Raw genomic sequence first — 20,932 nt, forward strand, 5'->3', positions numbered from 1 at the left:
GGTCTCAAACGTATCGTTTACTTATAATATAGTTAATTAAATCTACAATTCTGCTGCTGTATCCGGTTTCGTTATCATACCATCCAATGATTTTCACCATTTTACCGATTACAGAAGTCATCAGAGAATCAAACGTACAAGAGTAATAAGTATTGTTTATATCAATAGAAACTATCGGGTCTTTTGTGTAATATAGAATGTTTTTAAGTTCTTTTTGCGAAATTTTAAAAAAAGCATCATTAATTTCCTCTATGGAGGTTTGCCTTTTTACATTGAAAGTGATGTCTGTCAAAGAGCCATTGGGTACAGGAACTCTTATTCCACAACCACCGATAACATCGGATAGTTCTGGGAATATTCTGGTCAAGGCCTTGGCCGCCCCTGTTGTGGTCGGGACAATTGATTGTGCGGCCGCCCTGGCCCTTCTTAGGTCCTTATGGGGCTGGTCGTGCAGACTTTGATCCGTGGTGTAAGAATGTATAGTGGTTATGTAGGCCTGCTCTATACCGCAAAGATCCTGAATAACCTTAATCATTGGTGCGGCATTGTTCGTGGTACAGGAGGCATTGGAAATAATGTCATCTGTTTGGACAAGGGTTTCGTGGTTTATTCCAAATACCACCATCTTTATGTCATCTTCGGTTGGAGGTACACTAAGAATAACCTTTTTTGCCCCATTTTTTAGGTGGTACTCCAAGATGGCCCTGTCCTTGAACTTCCCAGTGGCCTCAACAACAATATCAACTTTGTGATCGGACCAAGGAATATCTTTGGGAGAATTGTAATTTAATAGCGCAACCTTATTATTGTCCACGATGATGTTTTCGCCGCTGTGGGATACTTCTTTTTGAAATACCCCGTGGATACTATCGTATTTTAATAAATGGGATAACGTAGGTGCATCTGCCAAATCGTTAATGGCTACCACTCTTAAATGGGCTTGCTCGCTAAGAAGTCTGAAAAGGGTACGGCCAATTCTACCAAAGCCGTTTATACCAATATTAATTTGTTTCATAAATATGGTCAAGCCAATTTATCCGCATAATTACGGATTGATATTCTAGATATGGGGTGTAAGGGGTACTTACATTATATGTTTGTGTGCCTTGTACGATGAACGTACCAAAGCCCCGCTTTCTACATGCCTAAAGCCTAATTTTAAACCTATTTCTTCATATTTCTTGAACTGGTCCGGCAAAATAAACTCCTTTACCGGTAAATGTTTTTTGGAAGGTTGCAGATATTGGCCTATAGTGACCACATCTACATTGGCCGCCCTAAGGTCTTCCATGGTTTGGATTACCTCTTCTTCCATTTCGCCCAGGCCCAACATTATTCCCGACTTGGTGCGGTTGGCGCCGTTTTCCTTTAAATAGGAAAGGACACCAAGACTTCTTTCGTATTTTGCCTGTATGCGGACCTCCCTTGTTAATCGTTTTACAGTTTCCATATTGTGGGATATTACTTCAGGCCCAACAGCAAGGATTCGATCCAAATGGGTGTGGATACCTTGAAAATCTGGAATCAATGTCTCTAGGGTTGTTGCGGGGTTCATTCTTCGTATGGCCTTCACTGTTTCTGCCCATATTATAGAACCCATATCTTTTAGGTCATCACGATCAACCGAAGTAATTACAGCATGTTTAATGTCCATTATTTTAATGGATCTTGCTACTTTTTCCGGCTCTGCCCAATCTACATCTTCAGGTCGCCCCGTTTTTACGCCACAAAATCCACAGGAACGTGTACAAACATTTCCTAAAATCATAAAAGTGGCAGTACCTTCTCCCCAACATTCGCCCATATTTGGACAACTGCCCGAAGTACATATGGTGTGAAGGTTGTACTTGTCCACCAATCCCCTTAACTGGGTGTATTTTTTACCCGTAGGCAGTTTTACGCGTAACCATTTGGGCTTGCCTTTTGGAGGGATGACACTGTCTATAGTTTCGATACTCATACTACGATTTTGTGCAAATATACGAAATGGGATATAGTTAAAATACCAAATGATGGCAAAGTATGGGAATGTAACATTCAATCCGGCGCTAGCGTGAATTTAGTGGGTTCGTTATAGTGGCTAAGGAAGGGAGCACAAGATATTGTACTTGTTGCACGGGACAATAGATTGGGGGTTGAAGTCTGCCTGAAAAAGGGAAGATATATTTGTTTGGAGGTGAAGATTATTTCTTTACAGCATCCAAAGTCTAGTATCTAAAATTTAGCGTCTAATATCCAACATCCAACGTCAAGTATCAAACATCCATCGTCCTAGTTCTTTTGTTCAATGGATTTTCGTTTCTGCTAAACCGGATAGAACCATCAGTCCTAATTATTATTTTTAATAATTTCTGCAAGTAACCTTTTTGCCCTTAGTAGTTTAACTTTCACATTATTGACGGGTTCCCCAAGTTTTTCGGCAATTTCAGCATAGGGCAGCTCCTGAAAATATCTCAGATTTATTACTTCTTGATAATGTGGTTTGAGCCTTTTTATATACTCCAACAAAGCGGCCAAATTTTGTTCGGTAATTAGACTGTCCTCTGGGGAAGGTGCATCATCCAAAACCTTCTTAATGGCTTCGCTGCTACTTTCTTGGTTGCCCTGTAAAACGTTTCTTTTGCTTTTACGGATGAGGTCGATGTGCAAATTTTTGGAAATTGCTATCAGCCATGTCTTAAATTCATAGTCCTCATTAAAGGTATGAATCTTGTCAAAAGCCTTTGAAAATGTCTGGATGGTAATGTCTTCGGCATCGTTCTCATTTCTGGTCCTGATCAATTGAAAACCGTAGACGTCGTTCCAAAAGCTATTTAATAATGCACTGAAGGCTATTTGATTGCCTAATTTGGCTTTTTCAATAAGATTGGGAAGAGGTTCTTCGGTTTTGTCCAAGATGAGAAAATGTAAAAGGTGATAATAGGCGGATTTCTATTGTGTAACGGAATCCTTTCTGCAGTCCTGCTCTGTTGGGAGTTTTCCGCAGTAGCCACATGCTTCTCCGTCCTTATTTAAAAACGGACTCTGACTGGCGCATGTTCCTGCAAATTTACCATCCTTTTTAGACCATATTTTTATTGCAATACCTGCAAAAGCAAGTGCTAGTAGACCTATTGTTAAAAATAATAATTTCATATCCCTGCATTATTTAATGCAAAGATATGAAATTTATAACCTTCCCAATAAGGATTGGGATTACTTTAAGTGCTTAAATTTAATAGGAGATGTTGGCCACTATATTCTCTATGGTAGGCTTTGAATTACCTCCTGTTGGTTCAATGGTGATATATCCAACGGCATTTTCGCCATAGGGCAAGGCCATTAGTTTTTCACTATTGCCGGCCTCCTGTATTACTCCTAGGTTGAGCATTTGTCCGTTGACCTCTGCCCACATTTGGTAGCATTGGTTTTCCGGTAAGTTAGGTAATTTGCTTACATTGATATAAGAAAGCTTTTTTACAGGATTAACATAGGCAACCGCCTTAAGTTCCTTGGCTTTATTATTACCTTTAACGGTAAGTCGCTTTGTTCTGGGATTGTTAAGAACAATAAATTGATTTCTAACATCCTCCAACTGTAGACGCATATTCTCTTCCAAGTTCTGGATCTTGTTGTTGACAATAACATTTTCCTCTTGCAAGCTTTGGTTTTGGTTCCAAAAGAAATAGGATGCTCCAGCAAATAGCAGGGCAGCAAAACTGGCTGCAATGGCATACCTAAAGAATTTTGTTCGTCCGGAATTTTCTTTTCTGATCCTAGTTTGAATTCTTTCCTTGAGGCCTTCCGGAGTTTTAATGGCATGTAACTTGGCAAATATTTCAAGGTTTTCCTGAAGCTCAATATAGGTATTCCTTACTTCTGGATACATGGCAATATATCTTTCTACCTGAAATGCTTCCTCTTGGGAAGTTGTGCCCAATAGATATTTCTCTAGTAGGTCTGTTTCTAAAAATATTCTAATCTTTTCTTTCATGGCTTTATTATTTGTAGCACAATTTGGTCGGCTATGCTTTAACGTCAGCTTAATTGTTGGTTCCTAGTCTAATCAAGGTTGTGCTTTAATTCATAAATAAACTTAGTAAGCAGGCAAGAACCATCGTTGAACCATATATCTTCTTTAATTCCCTAAGACCAATCTTTAATCTAGATTTAATGGTGCCTAGTGGTATGTCCAATTCTTCGCTTGCCTCCTGTTGGGTCATTCCTTGAAAAAATAAGGCGTCCAATACAATTTGATATTTTGAATCTATCTTATCCAAATTATCCTGAACGTCCATCAAGTCAGGGATTATACCTTCAGTTCCTAGTTTATATACGTCCGAAACGTCCATTTGGATTTCCTTATCGGATTTGTTGTTTGCACTTCTTAATTTATCTATGGCCGTATTGCGTGTAATCCTAAATAGCCAAGTGAACAATTTGGCTTTTGTGGGGTCGTAGGAATCCGATTTCTTCCAAATTTTGATAAAGCTTTCCTGTACAACATCCTGTGCCAATTCCTCATCTCGCACTACCTTGTAGGCTACCCCGTATAAGGTATCCCCGTAGTGTTCATAAAGGAGGGAAATGGCTTTGTCATTTCGCTCTTGAAGAAGCTCAACAATATGATTTTCCAGTAATATGCTCATATAAATAGTGTGTTCTCAAAAAAAAGTTGCTTGGCAATCATCCAAATCCTTAATTCTCCTCGTATATACACAAACGCTAAATTATAAAATTGATTGTTATACTTAGCGTTTTAATTGGATAAATGGACAGCTGGTAACTGTGCATTTAATTTTTGGTTAGTTTGGTTTGGTATAGCCCCTGGCATCTTGTGTCAGGGGTTATTTTATGATATTGACTTCCGGGCTGATCATAATTCCGAACCTTTGCGACACACTGTCTATAATATTTTCTGCCAGTTCAATGATTTCCGCACCTGAGGCATTACCGTAATTGACCAACACTAGGGCCTGGTTTTTGTGTACTCCGGCATCTCCAAACCGCTTTCCCTTATAGCCACATTGCTCTATCAACCAACCTGCAGGAATCTTGAATTCATTTTCGGAAACCTTATAAAAGGGCGCAGTCGGGTTCAACTTGGTGAAGTTATCAAATTGCTGCTTATCTACTACCGGGTTTTTAAAGAAACTTCCACTATTGCCCAATTCCTTCGGGTCTGGCAACTTGCTTTTTCTAATGGAAATTACCGCATTGGACACTTCCTTAATGCTGGGATTGCCAATGCCGTTATTCTGCAATTCGGAAATAATGGCCCCATAGTCTACATTGAGTTTGTGATTTCTTTTGGTCAATTTAAAACTTACCGAAGTGATGATATATTTTCCAAGCCCTTCATTTTTGAAATAGGAATCTCGATAGCCAAACTGGCACTCTTCTTTTGTAAAGGTTTTTAGTTCCCGGGTGGCAATTTCCATGGCATCACAACTTAGAAAGGTGTCCTTAAGTTCAACACCATAGGCGCCTATGTTCTGAATTGGAGCGGTACCCGTATTTCCTGGAATTAGGGATAGGTTCTCCAATCCTCCATAATCGCGGTCCAAGGTCCATAATACCATATTGTGCCAATTCTCACCGGCACTGACCTTTATTATAGCTACATCCTTATTTTCCGAAACTACCTCAATTCCCTTAAGGTTGATATGCAGTACCAGATTTTCCAAATCTTTTGTAATGAGCATATTGCTACCGCCCCCAAGAATAAATAAAGTTGGATATCCCTGAAGTGACAGTGCTTTTTTTAGGTCAGCGATCGAATTTATTTCGCAAAAGAATTTGGCCTTGGCATCAATTCCAAAAGTATTGTACTTTTTAAGGGATATGTCTTCTTGTATATCCATTAATGTGCATATACCTTTAAGGCCTCCTTTAAAATATGAACCGCTCTTTTTAGTTCTTCCTTTTTCAATACATAGGCAATTCTGATCTGATTTGTTCCTAAACCGTCAGTTGCGTAGAATCCTGCTGCAGGTGCCACCATTACGGTCTCGCCGTTTAAATTGAAATCCTCCAGTAACCACTGGGCAAAGGTGTCAGCGTTGTCAATAGGCAGTTGTGCTATACAATAAAATGCGCCCTGTGGCTGGCCTACGACAACACCTTCAAGTTTGTTTAATTCTGATATAAGTATATTTCTGCGCCCCTCGTATTCCTTTTTTACATCATCAAAGTAAGACTGCGGGGTTTCCAAGGCAGCTTCACTTGCAATCTGCGCATAGGTGGGTGGGGAAAGTCGGGCCTGGGCAAATTTTAGGGCGGTCTGCATCACTTCCTTGTTTTTAGAAACCAAATACCCAATTCGTGCCCCGCACATGCTGTATCTTTTGGAAACGGAGTCTATTATAATGGCATGTTCTTCCAAGCCTTTTTCCTGAAGAATGGAATAATGCTCCCTGCCGTCATAGATAAATTCGCGGTATACCTCATCGGCCACTAGGAAAAGGTTGTGTTTTTTTACAATAGTGGCAAGTTTTTTAATTTCTTCCCTTGTATATAAATAGCCTGTTGGGTTCCCTGGATTGCAAATAAGGATGGCCTTTGTCCTGGGTGTTATTAATTTTTCAAATTCATCAATAGGCGGCAGTGCAAAATTATTTTCAATACTGGAAACAACAGGTACTACCTTTATTCCGCTGGCGTTGGCAAATCCGTTGTAATTGGCATAAAAGGGCTCTGGGATAATAATTTCGTCGTCATTATCCGCTATACTTCCCAATGCAAAGGACAATGCTTCCGAACCACCCGTAGTAACTATAATATTGTCTGCATCAACATGAATATCATTCTTTGCATAATATCCTGCAATCTTTTCCCTGTAAGATTCGGAACCTTCTGTTCTGCTGTAGGCCAATACCTCCAAAGTATTGTTCCTAACGGCATCCAAGGCAACTTTAGGGGTTTTTATGTCGGGCTGGCCAATATTTAGGTGGATGATCTTGATTCCCCTTTTTATGGCAGCTTCAGCAAAAGGTACTAGTTTTCTTATTGGAGATTCCGGCATTGTTTTGCCTCTCCGTGAAATTGATGGCATATGGATATTAATTTTAAGCAAAAATGAGAAATCAATACGGACAAAACAATAAAACGGCCTTATTTGATTCCATATTAATGTGTTAAATGATTCTGATGTCAGGGGTTTTGTGCGTAAATTAGAGGGTTAGGTTACTTAAAAATGGAAATAAGATGGCTTTCTTAAGACATATGGTTTTCCTTATTTGGTGCTGTCCCGTTTTGTTGTTATCTCAAAATTTCGAATTGCCGGCTGGAGAAAAGTTTCAAAAGGTGAAGTTTGAATTGGTAAACAATCTCATTATAATTCCAATAGAGGTAAACGGGGCGGAACTTTCATTTATTTTGGATTCAGGGGTAAATAAGCCCATTCTTTTTAATTTATCGGATAAGGATTCCATTCAAATAAACAATGTTTCGGAAATTGTGATTAAAGGCCTTGGTGAAGGCGAGCCAATTGATGCCCTGAGTTCCGATTCCAATATTTTTAAAATTGGAAAAGCGGTCAATAATGATCAATTGCTTTATGTGGTCATGGACAAGGAGCTGAACCTTTCCCCTAGGCTTGGTTTACCGGTCCATGGAATCATTGGTTATGACCTCTTTAGGGATTTTGTTGTTGAGGTAAATTATTCATCAAAATATTTAAAGCTTCATGACCCTGATCTGTACAGGTCCAAAAAAAACTCCAAGATCCGCACAATACCATTGCGTATTGTTCAGAACAAGGCTTATGTTCTAGGCCATGTGTTTATCAATGATAAGCGCAATATTCCTGTGGAATTATTAATAGATTCGGGTAGTTCCGATGCTGTATGGCTATTTGAAGATCTGGATAAAGGATTGGGGGTGCCCAAGAACAATTATGTGGATTTTCTTGGTCAGGGACTTAGTGGAAGCATTTATGGGAAAAGGACCAAAATAGACGGAATCAATTTGGGTGGTTTTCAATTAAGGGATGCCAAAACTGCATTTCCCGATTTACAGTATTTTAATTCCATCACCTCTTTTGGGAACAGAAACGGCAGTTTGGGCGGTGAGGTCCTAAAAAGATTTACCCTGGTATTCAACTATGGTAATCGTACCCTGAGTTTGCGTAAAAATGCACTTTTTAATCACCCATTTGATTTTAATTTGAGCGGGATAGATATACAGCATAACGGGATGCGTTATATTTCCGAAAGTATAGCCGATGCAAACGGGGTGGTGTTAATGGATAGCGGTAAATCGTTCGGGGACGTGCAAATACTCTTCGAGAACATGACAAGGTTAAGTATGGTCCCGGAAATTATCGTGTCCGGTATACGTGCGGGAAGCCCCGGGCATAAAGCGGGTTTGCAGGAAGGGGATGTTATTTTGGCAGTAAACGGGAAAAAGGTACACCATTACAAGCTTCAGCAAATCCTGCACATGCTCAATGAAAAAGATGGAAAAAGAGTGAAGGTGCTAATAGAACGTTATCAAAAGGATATACTTATTACCTATGTCCTCAAGGATGTATTCAAATAGATGATGTTAAAGGCCAAGGCAGGCCCTGGTCTTTTTAAGCAATCTATCCCAGGGTTCAGCTATATAAACCGGAAACTCCAGCAAAAAAAAAGCTTGTTAAGTACTGAATTCAGTACTTAACAAGCTTGTGTATTTATGAGTGGTATTTATTTGCCTTCAGCTGGCAATACCTTTCCTTTAATTTTCAACACCTTCGTTGGCGTATCGGCGTTGGAAATTACGGTTATCGCTTTTGCGATAGGTCCAACTCTGTTAGTGTCATATTTTACTTGAATTTCGCCAGTTTTACCTGGCAAAATAGGTGCATCCGGTTTTTTAGGGATTGTACATCCACAGCTAGAGCTTACTTTGCTGATAACAAGTGGTGCATTCCCGGTATTGGTAAATTCAAATACTCTTACGCCATCGCTACCTTTAGCGATTTCACCATAATCAACGGTTTCCGTTTTGAAGTTAATTTTCGCTGCATTTTCTTGAGCGGTTAGGCCAAAACCTAAGAGACCAACAAATAGAATTAGTACTATTTTTTTCATTATTTTTAGTTTTTGGTGAATTTCAAAAGTAAATGTTTTTAATGAACCTCCAAAATTCTTTTGTTATGTAATAACGTTAGTTATTTTTGTTTCGTATTTCTAAATGGACAAAAACCTTAGAATTACTTCAAGTTTAACCTTAATATTGCACTCATTTAGTAATCGCCCGTATAGGGTAAGCAAAAACTGTTCCAAATAATGGAAATTCCTTCAAAATATGAGCCTCAAAGGGTAGAGGGCCAATGGTACGACTATTGGACCAAACATAATTATTTTCATTCCACACCAGATAATAGGGAGCCTTATACCATAGTTATACCACCACCTAATGTAACTGGTGTATTGCATATGGGGCATATGTTGAACAATACCATTCAGGATGTTTTGATCCGTAGGGCCCGTTTAATGGGAAAAAATGCCTGTTGGGTACCTGGAACAGATCACGCTTCCATAGCTACAGAGGCCAAAGTGGTTGCCAAGCTAAAGGAACAGGGAATAGATAAAAAGGATATCACCCGTGAGGAATTTTTGAAGCACGCGTGGGATTGGACCCATGAATATGGAGGGGTAATCTTGGAACAGTTAAAGAAATTGGGCTGTTCCTGCGATTGGGAGCGCACCAAGTTTACTATGGATGACAATATGTCTGCCTCCGTTATCAAGGTCTTTGTGGATCTCTACAATAAAGGGCTGATATACAGGGGTTATCGAATGGTAAATTGGGACCCCGAGGCAAAAACTACTTTGTCCGATGAAGAAGTAATCTACGAGGAAAGACAGGGCTTGTTGTACTATTTGGCATATAAAATAGAGGGGTCGGATGAAACCGTAACCATTGCCACTACCAGACCCGAGACTATTTTAGGGGATACTGCTATCTGTATTAACCCCAATGATGATCGTTATGCCCATTTAAGGGGCAAACAGGCCATTGTACCTATTTGCAATAGGGTAATCCCCATAATTGAGGACGAATATGTAGATGTTGAATTTGGAACGGGTTGCCTAAAAGTGACCCCGGCACACGATATCAATGACAAGGCCCTAGGTGAGAAACACAATCTGGAGACTATAGATATCTTTAATGAGGATGCCAGTTTAAATAGTTTTGGACTGCATTATGAAGGCAAAGACCGTTTTGAAGTCAGGAAGGCCATTTCAAAAGAATTGGAGGAAAAAGGGTATTTGGTAAAGACAGAACAGCACATTAATAAAATTGGCACTTCTGAGAGAACCAAGGCGGTTATTGAGCCTAGATTGTCCGATCAGTGGTTCTTAAGTATGGAAGATCTGGCCAAACCTGCTATAAAGGCGGTTTTGGAAGACGAAGATATAAAGTTGTTTCCCAAAAAGTTCGAAAATACCTATCGTCATTGGATGGAAAACATACGCGACTGGAATATTTCACGACAATTGTGGTGGGGACAACAAATCCCGGCTTTTTATTTTGGGGATGGGCAGGACGATTTTGTGGTGGCAGAAACCAAAGAAGTGGCGTTGGATATGGCCAAGAAAAAATCCGGAAAATCCCATTTAACATTGGAAGACCTAAAACAGGATGCAGATGCCCTGGATACTTGGTTCTCCTCTTGGATCTGGCCAATAAGTGTCTTTAATGGAATTTTAGAGCCGAACAATAAGGAGATAGAGTATTACTATCCTACGAATGATTTGGTGACCGGGCCGGATATCTTGTTCTTCTGGGTGGCCAGAATGATTATTTCTGGCTATGAATACCGCAATGAAAGACCTTTTGAGAATGTATATCTTACAGGATTGGTGCGGGATAAGCAAAGACGCAAAATGTCCAAGTCCCTCGGAAATTCTCCGGATGCGCTGCAACTTATTGAGGATTACGGGGCCGACGGTGTTCGTGTTGGACTTTTATTGAGTTCCGCTGCAGGTAACGATCTTATGTTCGATGAGGCCTTGTGCCAGCAGGGAAAAAACTTTGCCAATAAGATTTGGAACGGTTTCCGCTTGGTAAAAGGCTGGGAAGTGGCAGATCTGCCGCAACCAGAGGCTTCCAAGTTAGGTGTTGAGTGGTATACTTCAAAATTCAACAAAACCCTTGAGGAGATAGAGGATCATTTTAGTAAATATCGTATCTCGGATGCATTAATGGCCATTTATAAATTGGTTTGGGACGATTATAGTTCTTGGTTGTTGGAAATCATTAAACCAGCTTACCAGCAGCCCATAGATAAAACTACGTTTGATGCGGTAATCCAAATTTTTGAAGAAAACTTAAAACTACTCCACCCGTTTATGCCCTTTCTTACGGAGGAGGTTTGGCAGCACATTGCCGAACGTACCCCGGAACAGGCATTGGTCATTGCAAAATGGCCAAGCGCACAGCCTGTAAACGAGGAACTAATTGAAGGTTTTAGTTTTGCTGCGGATGTAATTGCAGGAATTCGTACCATTAGAAAGGAAAAGAATATTCCTATTAAAGATGCCCTTCAATTGGCGGTTTTAAATGACGGGGATATTTCCAAGGATTGGGATGTGGTTATTGCCAAGCTCACCAATGTGTCGGCCATTGATTATGTTGACAGTGCAGTGGATGGCGCTTTAACGTTTAGGGTGAAGTCCAATGAATATTTTGTTCCCATGGTAGGGGCCATTGATATTGGGGCAGAAATTAAAAAGTTGGAAGAGGAATTGGAATATATAAAAGGCTTTTTGATATCTGTGCGAAAGAAACTTTCCAATGAGCGTTTTGTGGCCAATGCACCGGCGCAGGTAATTGACTTGGAACGTCAGAAGGAAGCGGATGCCATTGCCAAAATTGACACTTTGGAGAAAAGTCTGGCCAGTTTAAAATAACAGCAAGCCCTGAGATCACTGTGTTCCTGGGTAAAGGGAAATAACCCAAGTTTTAATGAAACTAGCTTAAATTATGTCCAATAAGATAATAAAGACGGGTATTCTTTCATTCGGAATGTCGGGCACCTTGTTTCATGCCCCATTTTTGAATGAGCATCCCGGATTCCAGTTGACGGCAGTTGTTGAGCGGACTAAAAAAATAGCCAGTACGAGTTATCCCAATATAAAAAGTTACGATACCGTTGATCAGCTTATAGCCGATAAGGACATTGATCTGGTAGTGGTAAATACGCCCAATTATACGCATTTCGAATTTGCGCTAAAGGCGCTCCGGGCAAAGAAGCATGTTTTGGTGGAGAAGCCTTTTTGTGTTAGCAGTGCTGAGGCCAAGGAACTTTTTGCCGAAGCAAAAAAGCAGGATCGCTGGATCCTGCCTTATCAAAATAGAAGGTATGATAGTGATTTTCTGGCGGTAAAAAAGGTGTTGGGGTCCGGTAAGTTGGGAGCGATGGTGGAGGCCCATATGCGTTACGATAGATATCGTTATCACATAGGCCCTAAAATAGCCAAGGAAACCCCGGTGCCTGGTAGCGGTCTCCTGTATGATCTGGCACCCCATTTAATTGATGCGGCCATAGCACTTTTTGGATACCCACTACAATGGAGCAAGTACACCGGGCAATTTAGGCCGAAAACGCAGGTGGACGATTATGTACATATACATTTGGTGTATCCAAAGGGGGTACAGGTGTTTTTGACTATGAGTATGTTGGTGGTGCAGCCGCAAGCTGCTTTTGTTCTTAATGGTACCAAGGGGACCTTTGTGAAACAACGAACCGACATTCAGGAGCAGCAACTGTTAGCGGGAATGAGTCCCGGAAACGCTTTGTTTGGAATAGAGGATGCCAATAAATATGGAGTACTCACTACTATTTCCGAGAATGGTGAAAGGAATACTGAAGAAATAGAATCGGTAAAATCCTCTTATATCAATTTATTCGAAGATGTTTATAAATCCATTGTTGAAGGAATCCCATATCCAATAACGGAGAAAGATATCATAAAGCAAATTGAGATTTTGGAAGGATTGGAAGGATAGGTTGTGGTAGCAGCCTTTTGATTGTTGCCATTTTTTTTGCGAACCATTCAATTTTATGTCAAAATCCTGAAGGTTATCCCTGTGTTTTTTGGAGACCTAAATAATTCCCGACTTATTTAGTCGTATATTTAGTAAGGATAAATAAGTGTGCTGTTTTAAAATTTAGGTAGCTAAGTCATTAAAAATGCTCCATAAAAAAAGCTGAGAATGTCTAAATTACCAGAAGACCATAAATTTTTGGACCTATCTGACTATGGGAGGCCAATAGCTAGGGCTATTGCGAACGGACTAAAGGAAACGACTGTTACGCCAGTTCAGGTTACGTTTGGATTTCTTTGTTCAGGTGTTATAGCGATAGCGTGCATGTATTACGGCTACTATTGGTATGCAGCCTTTTTTTTTATTCTAAAATCTATCTTGGATGCTGCTGATGGTGAGTTGGCAAGGATCAAGGATACGCCCTCCTATACTGGGAGGTATTTTGATTCCCTTTCGGATTTTGTATTGAATATCCTTACATTTTTAGTGCTCTGGCGTATAACCAATGTGGATTTTGGTTTTACGGTGTTGGCATTCTTGGGACTTCAACTTCAGGGTACCCTATATAACTATTATTACGTAATCTTGAGAAATAAGTTCCAAGGCGATGTAACAAGCCGAATATTTGAATCCGGGACTCCGGTGGCAATGGTTGGGGAGCATCAACGTAATGTGAATGTGCTTTTTTGGTGGTATAGGGTGCTTTATGGCAGTTTTGACCAAATTATTTATAAGTTGGATGGTGAGGCTGCCAACGGTAGGCATTTGCCCAATTGGCTTATGACGGCCGTATCTACCTTTGGTCTTGGGTTTCAGCTATTGATAATAAGTGTGATGCTGGTTTTGGGGTGGGTAGACTATATAATTCCTTTTTTTATGATCTACTCATTGTTCATTTTTTTGTTTATCGCTATCAGAAAATCTTTGTAGGGCAGCCTACAGTCCATCTTTTTACTTAGAGATCAAAGTTGTTGAATTGGGAATCCTGATATTGGATTGATGGTTTTGTTGAAAATGTGTGTGCTTACACATTTTTATTGATTCATATGTAAAATATCATGTAATATTTCCGAAATATGATGTCTATGTCCCGATAATTTTTATATTTGTGTGCCTACACACTTTTTTAATTCATTAAAAGTCATTTAATTATATAAGTTGATTTTCGATGGCAAAAAATAAAAAGACTACCATTCAAGATTTGGCCAACTATGCCAATGTTTCCATAGGGACCATTGACAGGGTTTTGCACAATAGGGGAAAGGTGTCTGTTGACAAAAGGAAAAAAGTGGAAGAGGCCATAGAGAAATTGGATTTCAATCCCAATCTCCTGGCAAGAACATTGGCTTTGGGAAGTCAGTTCACGGTTTGTAGCCTGTTTCCGGAAGCGACCAGTTCCCAGAGTTATTGGGCGTTACCGAAAATAGGAGTGGACCAGGGAGTGGAGGTTTATAGGGATTTTGGTATGGAACTCCATACTTATGAGTACAGTTTGTTCGACGAATCCAGTTTTATTAAAAATGCCGATGCCATCCTTGGTGAGAATCCAAGCGGTGTAATCTTGGCGCCCCTGTTTGAAAAGGAAAGTCTAGAATTCATAGCGAGGTTGGAAGAAAGGAATATTCCTTATGTCTTTATAGATGCCAACATTAAAAACAAGGAAAATCTCAGTTACATTGGACCTGATCTAAAAGGTAGCGGCTATATCGCAGGGAAATTGTTGAATTCGGTCTTGGGGCCTTCAGATGACATTCTTATTGTAAACATGGTAAAGGGATTTGAGAATAGTGCCCACACAGCTGTGGTAGAAAATGGTTTTAGGGATTATTTTAAGGCACATGAATCAATGGCGAATAGAAATATAAATTCTATTACAATACCCTCAACCGCTGAGACCGAGGTAAACAGGGAACTGACTACCTATTATATCAAAAACCCCGGAACCAAAGGCGTGTTTGTCACGAATTCCAGGGCACATATAATTTCCAGGTATCACGCCATGCATGAGCTGGACATAAAGGTGGTGGGGTTTGATATTGTTCCGGGAAATGTGGTCGAACTGAAAAATGGAAATATAGATTACATCATTTCCCAAAGACCGGTATTTCAGGGGGTAACCGCTGTAAAGACGCTGTTCGATTTTTTTGTATATAAAAAGTCGCCTTCCGCCATTCAGTATGTCCCTTTGGATATCATTATTAAGGAGAACGTAGATTATTATATTAATTTTCAATAAAGGTCTTGCGCAATTGCTATAAATTGGCAATGGTCTATGGGCTATCTTTAAACTAGAAACAAATATTATGGGAGTAAGAGTACTTGGATGTTTAGTGTTATTGGCTTTTTTTGGTTCCTGTGGCAATGGCAAGTCCAAAAAGAACGATGTAAGTCTTTCACAGGAAATGGTAAAGTCTGGCATTAGGGTAGAAAATAAAGTATCGGAACAAAAAGTGGATGTCTACTTCGGGGACGAATTATTTACTTCCTACATCTACCCCGATAATATTATGAAGCCATGTTTATGGCCTATAGTGACTTCGGAAGGTACGGAGATTACGCGTAAATATCCATTGAAGACAGTAGCCGGAGAGCGTGCGGATCACCCGCACCATATAGGAATGTGGATGAATTATGGCGATGTTAATGGGATTGATTATTGGGGACATTCGGAGGCTACTCCCGAAGATCGCAAGCCATTTAGTGGCGTTGTCAGGCATCAAGAGGTTGTCGAAGCCGATGCCGATGATACCCAAGGAACGATAAAGGTCCGAACCAATTGGGATGCTCAGGGACGTACTCAGATAAAGGAAGGCATTGAACTTCGTTTTATGGATAAGGGCAAGGTTAGGATTATAGATTGGATAAGCACCTTAACGGCCCAAGAGGATATTTTGTTCAAGGATACCAAAGAGGGAATGTTTGCCATTAGGGTAAGTCGCGAACTGGAATTACCATCCGATGACCCTTTAACATTAACCGATGCACATGGAAATCCTGAGACCATTAAGGTAATTAATAATGACGTGGTTTCGGGGGATTACTTGAGTAGTGAAGGTATTAAGGGTGAAGATGTTTGGGGAACCCGGGCCAAGTGGATGAAGCTCTTTGGAAAGTATAAGGAGGAGAATGTTGCCGTGGTAATTCTGGACCATAAAAAGAATCCAGGATATCCGGCCTATTGGCACGCTAGGGGCTATGGTCTTTTTGCGGTAAACCCATTGGGTCAAAATGTATTTTCGGATGGAAAGGAAACTATGGACTTGCGTTTGAAGAAAGGGGAGTCGGTTCGTTTTGCATTCCGGACACTGGTGTGCTCTGGAGAAATTTCCGATGAAGAAATCAATACGCTGGGGCAGGAGTTTTCCGGCCTTTATTAGCCTAATTTTAAAGACATTCAAGATAAATAAAGTTATTAACGATCAAACCTGGATAGCATGAAATCAAATTCAAGTTCAAGAAGAAGTTTTATTAAAAAAACCGCGGCCAGTTCGGCCTTTATAGCTACCGCTGGAATCCTCCCTCAATTTAGTGCCAAAAGTTATGCTCGTATTCTAGGTGCCAACGATCGCATCAATGTATCTGTAATGGGGGTCAATAGTAGGGGAAATGCCTTGGCTCAAAATTTTGCAAGTCAAGAGAACGCTGAGGTTATCCATGTCTGCGATGTGGACAGTAGAGCCATCCTAAAATGTTTGGATTCTGTAAAAGGTAGACAGGACAGGAAGCCAAAGACTTTTACGGATTTTCGAAAATCCTTGGAAAGCAAGGATGTGGACGCCATGGTGATTGCCGCACCAGATCATTGGCATGCACCGGCATCGCTCTTGGCCATGGAAGCGGGAAAACATGTATATGTGGAAAAACCATGTAGCCACAACCCCAATGAAGGGGAAATTTTGGTACAGGCTGCACAAAAATACGGCAAGGTAATACAGATGGGGAACCAGCGCCGCTCATGGCCCAATGTGGTTGAAGGGATAAAAGCTTTGCAGGCCGGTGCCATAGGAAGGGTATATTTTGGTAAAGGATGGTATACCAACAACCGTAAATCCATAGGGATAGGGAAGGAAGTTGAGGTACCTAATTGGCTGGACTGGGACCTTTGGCAAGGTCCAGCGCCAAGAATGAAGTATAAGGACAATATTGTACATTACAATTGGCATTGGCTATGGCATTGGGGTACTGGGGAGGCCTTAAATAATGGTACCCATATGATAGATTTATTACGATGGGGCATGCAGGTGGACTATCCTGTTCAGGTTAGCTCAAATGGCGGCAGGTACAGATATCAGGACGATTGGGAGACGCCGGATACACAGGTGATCAATTTGGATTTTGCAGAAGGATTGTCCATGTCCTGGGAAGGTAGGAGCTGTAATGGTAAACCTATAGAAGGGAGCTCGGTAGGCGTTATGTTCTACGGGGAGAATGGTAGTATGCTAATCCCTGGGGGCAATAGTTATAGTATTTTCGATTTGGAGGGTGAATTGGTTAAGGAAGTTAAAAATACACAGGAAATAGATCCCAGGAATAATTCTAACCCGGCAGAACTTTTGGATGCCTTGCACATACAAAATATGTTCGATGCAATCCAGATAGGGACCAGCCTCAATGCTGATATAGATTCCGGTCATAAAAGCACCTTGTTGGTGCAATTGGGGAATATTGCCCAGCGCACGGGGAGGTCTTTGAATATAGATCCTAATAATGGTCACATTTTGCAGGATAGCGATGCCCAGAAGTTATGGAGCCGTGCTTATGAAAACGGTTGGGAAATGAAATTGTAATAAAAATATATGGCAAATAGACGATCATTTTTAGAGAAAATAGGAAAAGGGGCAGCATTTTCAACCTTGGCCCTGTCCTTACCGTCACCTTTGTTTTCCCAACTAAAATTCGGAAAATCGCCGGTAGCGAAAAACAAGATTATCGGTATCATTGGTGCCGAGAATTCACATACCAGAGGTTTTGGTAAAATGTTCAATTTGGATAAAAAATTTCCTGGCTGGGAGCTTAAATATGTATGGGGTGAAAAGGAGGAATTTGCCCAACTGGCCAAGACCGAAGGAGGCATTCCCAATATTGTAAAAGATCCATTGGAAATGATGGGAAAGATCGATGCATTGATTGTTGATCATCGACATGGCGATCTTCACTTGGATGCAGCGCTTCCGTTTGTAAAGGCCGGGATACCCACCTTTATAGATAAACCATTTTGCTATAGCAGTCAGGCTGCAAAAATATTCCTTGAAATGGCGAGAGCGGTTGGTACTCCGGTAACATCCTACAGTTCAATAGCCCATAGCTATGCCACGGAGGATATGAAGAAACAATTGGCAGAAATGAAGGACATAAATCAAGTAACTTGTTACGGCAAGGCCGATATCAATTCCATATATGGAGGCTTTTTCTTTTATGGAGTGCATATGGTAGAGCCTCTGATCTATCTTTTTGACGAAAAAATTGTTTCGGCTAGATTCAACAAGAACGACAAGGAGAACTTGAACAGTAGTGCCAGTTTAATATTTGAAAATGGAAGGATGGCCACCTTGATCATTACGACCAAAAAGTACGGCTGGCAGACTTTTGTGGAGACAGATGAAGGAGTGGTTGAATTAAAGTCCCGAGCGGAGACCGTTGATCCGGATAAAAATTATGTGGATATGGTAAATATGTTCAGCACAGGAAAGGAACCCCGCAGCCACGAGAGTATTATTCATGGTATTGCAGTGTTGGAAGCCGTTCAAAAATCAATAATTTCAGGTAATTGGGAATCCGTTATATCATAATGAGGAGGAGTAAAAAGAAAACCCTACACAGTTTCTGGATAATGGCCTTAGCCTTGGGATTAGTATTTATGGGTTGCAGAAACAAAACGGAAAAGAATCAGGAGCCAATGAAGGTTTCTGAACAATTGTACAATAACCTAACCGATTTGGAGAAGGAGCAGGGCTGGGAACTGCTTTTTGATGGAGAGTCGTTTAAGGGTTGGCGCGGTTTGGGTAGAAAGGATGTTCAAACCGAACTATGGAAAATTGAGGGCGGAACAATAAGGAAACTAAATAGTGGAGAGGTGCCTTCCATGCCGGACGGACAGCCCATGGAAGGGGCGGATTTAATGACCGTGGATACCTTCGACAATTATGAATTGTATTTTGAATGGAAAATATTAAAAGCGGGCAACACGGGACTAAAGTACAATGTGTCCGAGGAAATGTCGCAAAAGTTTGGTTCCCAATATTCGGCACTGGGATTTGAATACCAATTGTTGGATGATTCGGATACCCTTTATGCAGGCAAGCTAAAGCCATCCCAATACACTGGGAGTCTTTATGATATGATTGCTGCTGACAATGCGGATGTCAGGCCGGCCGGGATGTTCAACTCGAGTCGAATTGTCATCAATGATAGGAGCGCAGAGCATTGGCTTAACGGGAAAAAGGTGGTTGCCTATGAATTTGGTTCCCCGCATTTGGATTCCCTTTTTCAAAAAAGCAAATTTGTGGACTATCCGGGGTTTTTGGAAAAAAGAAAGGGATATATCGTCCTTCAAAACCATAAGGACGATGCCTGGTTTAGGAATATTAAGATTCGCAAAATTAAATCCGGAAGTTAGTTTCCGATGACATTGATAAGGGTCTGATAATTATAAATTCAACCAATTGTTATGATATTTAAATATACATCAGTTTTAGCACTATTCTTTTTTTACAACATGGGAATATCACAGTCTATTGATACAAGCGGAATGGAGGGTATTTTGTACTCCGATGAGGGATGGGTCTCCATATCGACCACAAACGGAAAAATTTCGGGAATAAACCGATTGGCCAAAGAGAACAAGGTTTCCAAAATGTACGTAGCACCAGGTTTGATAGATGTTCAGATCAACGGTTATATGGGAGTGGATTTTTCGGGTCCCGATCTTACTGTGGAAGGGATAAGAAAAGCTACAAAAGCCTTGTGGAAGGCTGGGGTAACCACTTATTTTCCGACCATTATTACCAGCGATTTCAATAGAATGAAAACGAATTTTGCAATTCTGGCCGAGGCACAAAAAGATCCGGAAATAGGAAAATCCATTCCCGGATTCCATTTGGAAGGGCCTTATATTTCACCTCTACCCGGCTTTCGAGGCGCACATCTGGAGAAATATATTAAAAATCCGGACTGGGAGGAATTTCAGGAGTTGCAGAAGGCAGCCAACAATGGCATAAAATTAATTACCGTAGCTCCCGAATTGGACGGGGCAATACCCTTTATCCGTAATTGCGTTGCCAATGGTATTATAGTAGCACTTGGACATCACAATGGTAGTGCAGAGGATATAGAACGAGCTATAGATGCTGGTGCAAAAATGGCCACCCACTTGGGCAATGGTTGTGCCAACGAGATCAATAGGCACCATAATCCCATCTGGCCACAATTGGCCGACGATCGTATTACTCCCAGTCTAATTGCGGACGGATTTCATTTGACAAAGGAAGAGGTGAGAAGTTTTTATAAGGTAAAAGGCCCAAATAATACTATTTTGGTCTCGGATGCCTTGGATCTAGCAGGTCTTCCCCCTGGAGAGTATACCCGTGGAGAGCGTACATTATTGCTGACCCCCAATGTGGTAAAATTACCAAAGGAAAATGTTCTTGCGGGGGCAGCATCACCCATTAGTGCCTGTGTGGGCGTAATTATGGATTTTACCCAATGTACTCTTAATGATGCCATACAAATGGCAAGCACCAATCCTGCAAAGATGTTTTCCCTCAATGAAATTGGTGAAATAGGACAAGGAAAACGAGCCGACCTGATTCTCTTTAATTTGAAGGATAATCAAGTGGTAATTCACAAGACATTTGTGTCCGGACATTTGGTATATTCCAAAGATTAGCTTCCTGTGAATTTCTATAGTGTTGAA

At 40.7% G+C, this 20,932-nt stretch carries 19 protein-coding genes; 10 read left to right on the forward strand and 9 right to left on the reverse strand.

The genetic code is table 11. From position 1 onward, the window contains the following. Positions 1-4 precede the first annotated feature (4 nt). The 8 genes from gap to LV92_RS20050 all read right to left on the reverse strand — a co-directional run bounded on the left by gap (position 5) and on the right by LV92_RS20050 (position 7,033). Positions 5-1,015 carry a type I glyceraldehyde-3-phosphate dehydrogenase gene (gene gap / locus LV92_RS20015; protein ID WP_111625386.1) on the reverse strand — a complete coding sequence of 337 codons (1,011 nt, stop codon included), beginning with the start codon at positions 1,013-1,015 and terminating at the stop codon, positions 5-7. Between the two features lie 69 nt (positions 1,016-1,084). Further along, positions 1,085-1,960 carry a lipoyl synthase gene (gene lipA / locus LV92_RS20020; protein WP_111625387.1) on the reverse strand — a complete coding sequence of 292 codons (876 nt, stop codon included), beginning with the start codon at positions 1,958-1,960 and terminating at the stop codon, positions 1,085-1,087. Between the two features lie 368 nt (positions 1,961-2,328). Further along, complete coding sequence (locus LV92_RS20025) at positions 2,329-2,895, reverse strand: RNA polymerase sigma factor (RefSeq protein ID WP_111625388.1); 567 nt, start codon at positions 2,893-2,895, stop codon at positions 2,329-2,331. A gap of 36 nt (positions 2,896-2,931) precedes the next feature. Continuing rightward, positions 2,932-3,135, reverse strand: a complete 204-nt coding sequence (locus tag LV92_RS20030; RefSeq protein ID WP_031444904.1) for a hypothetical protein — start codon at positions 3,133-3,135, stop codon at positions 2,932-2,934. A 79-nt stretch (positions 3,136-3,214) separates the two neighbouring features. Continuing rightward, positions 3,215-3,973, reverse strand: a complete 759-nt coding sequence (locus LV92_RS20035) for an anti-sigma factor domain-containing protein (protein WP_111625389.1) — start codon at positions 3,971-3,973, stop codon at positions 3,215-3,217. 85 nt (positions 3,974-4,058) lie between these two features. Next, positions 4,059-4,628 (reverse strand): RNA polymerase sigma factor, encoded by a 570-nt coding sequence (locus LV92_RS20040; protein WP_111625390.1) that lies wholly within the window; start codon positions 4,626-4,628, stop codon positions 4,059-4,061. Positions 4,629-4,826: 198 nt separating this feature from the next. Next, positions 4,827-5,843, reverse strand: coding sequence for a UDP-N-acetylmuramate dehydrogenase (gene murB / locus LV92_RS20045; protein ID WP_111625391.1), 1,017 nt, complete (start codon positions 5,841-5,843; stop codon positions 4,827-4,829). Further along, on the reverse strand, positions 5,843-7,033 hold the full coding sequence (locus tag LV92_RS20050; RefSeq protein WP_111625392.1) for a pyridoxal phosphate-dependent aminotransferase: 1,191 nt from the start codon (positions 7,031-7,033) through the stop codon (positions 5,843-5,845). Before LV92_RS20050 ends, murB begins: the two co-directional genes overlap by 1 nt. A gap of 152 nt (positions 7,034-7,185) precedes the next feature. Here LV92_RS20050 and LV92_RS20055 point away from each other — a divergent pair, with 152 nt between their 5' ends. Next, positions 7,186-8,520 carry an aspartyl protease family protein gene (locus LV92_RS20055; RefSeq protein ID WP_111625393.1) on the forward strand — a complete coding sequence of 445 codons (1,335 nt, stop codon included), beginning with the start codon at positions 7,186-7,188 and terminating at the stop codon, positions 8,518-8,520. A 146-nt stretch (positions 8,521-8,666) separates the two neighbouring features. Here LV92_RS20055 and LV92_RS20060 read toward each other — a convergent pair whose 3' ends face one another. Beyond that, positions 8,667-9,053 carry a DUF1573 domain-containing protein gene (locus LV92_RS20060; RefSeq protein ID WP_111625394.1) on the reverse strand — a complete coding sequence of 129 codons (387 nt, stop codon included), beginning with the start codon at positions 9,051-9,053 and terminating at the stop codon, positions 8,667-8,669. A 198-nt stretch (positions 9,054-9,251) separates the two neighbouring features. Here LV92_RS20060 and LV92_RS20065 point away from each other — a divergent pair, with 198 nt between their 5' ends. The 9 genes from LV92_RS20065 to LV92_RS20105 all read left to right on the forward strand — a co-directional run bounded on the left by LV92_RS20065 (position 9,252) and on the right by LV92_RS20105 (position 20,905). After that, positions 9,252-11,882 carry a valine--tRNA ligase gene (locus LV92_RS20065; RefSeq protein WP_111625395.1) on the forward strand — a complete coding sequence of 877 codons (2,631 nt, stop codon included), beginning with the start codon at positions 9,252-9,254 and terminating at the stop codon, positions 11,880-11,882. A gap of 73 nt (positions 11,883-11,955) precedes the next feature. Further along, the gene (locus LV92_RS20070) at positions 11,956-12,981 is read left to right on the forward strand and encodes a Gfo/Idh/MocA family oxidoreductase (protein WP_111625396.1); all 1,026 of its coding nucleotides are present in this window, start codon (positions 11,956-11,958) and stop codon (positions 12,979-12,981) included. Between the two features lie 207 nt (positions 12,982-13,188). Then, positions 13,189-13,950: a CDP-alcohol phosphatidyltransferase family protein gene (locus LV92_RS20075; protein WP_111625397.1), complete on the forward strand. Its 762-nt coding sequence runs from the start codon at positions 13,189-13,191 to the stop codon at positions 13,948-13,950. Between the two features lie 238 nt (positions 13,951-14,188). Further along, complete coding sequence (locus LV92_RS20080; protein ID WP_111625398.1) at positions 14,189-15,256, forward strand: LacI family DNA-binding transcriptional regulator; 1,068 nt, start codon at positions 14,189-14,191, stop codon at positions 15,254-15,256. A gap of 67 nt (positions 15,257-15,323) precedes the next feature. After that, positions 15,324-16,397, forward strand: coding sequence for a DUF6807 domain-containing protein (locus LV92_RS20085; RefSeq protein ID WP_211323023.1), 1,074 nt, complete (start codon positions 15,324-15,326; stop codon positions 16,395-16,397). Between the two features lie 57 nt (positions 16,398-16,454). Continuing rightward, positions 16,455-17,807 carry a Gfo/Idh/MocA family protein gene (locus LV92_RS20090; RefSeq protein ID WP_111625399.1) on the forward strand — a complete coding sequence of 451 codons (1,353 nt, stop codon included), beginning with the start codon at positions 16,455-16,457 and terminating at the stop codon, positions 17,805-17,807. A gap of 9 nt (positions 17,808-17,816) precedes the next feature. Further along, positions 17,817-18,809, forward strand: a complete 993-nt coding sequence (locus tag LV92_RS20095) for a Gfo/Idh/MocA family protein (RefSeq protein WP_111625400.1) — start codon at positions 17,817-17,819, stop codon at positions 18,807-18,809. Positions 18,810-18,850: 41 nt separating this feature from the next. Continuing rightward, complete coding sequence (locus tag LV92_RS20100) at positions 18,851-19,636, forward strand: 3-keto-disaccharide hydrolase (protein ID WP_170126366.1); 786 nt, start codon at positions 18,851-18,853, stop codon at positions 19,634-19,636. A gap of 99 nt (positions 19,637-19,735) precedes the next feature. After that, a complete protein-coding gene (locus tag LV92_RS20105; RefSeq protein WP_170126367.1) occupies positions 19,736-20,905 on the forward strand; it encodes an N-acetylglucosamine-6-phosphate deacetylase in 1,170 nt (389 codons plus the stop codon). Positions 20,906-20,932: the final 27 nt, after the last annotated feature.

The organism is Arenibacter echinorum, assembly GCF_003259375.1.
Taxonomy (GTDB): domain Bacteria; phylum Bacteroidota; class Bacteroidia; order Flavobacteriales; family Flavobacteriaceae; genus Arenibacter; species Arenibacter echinorum.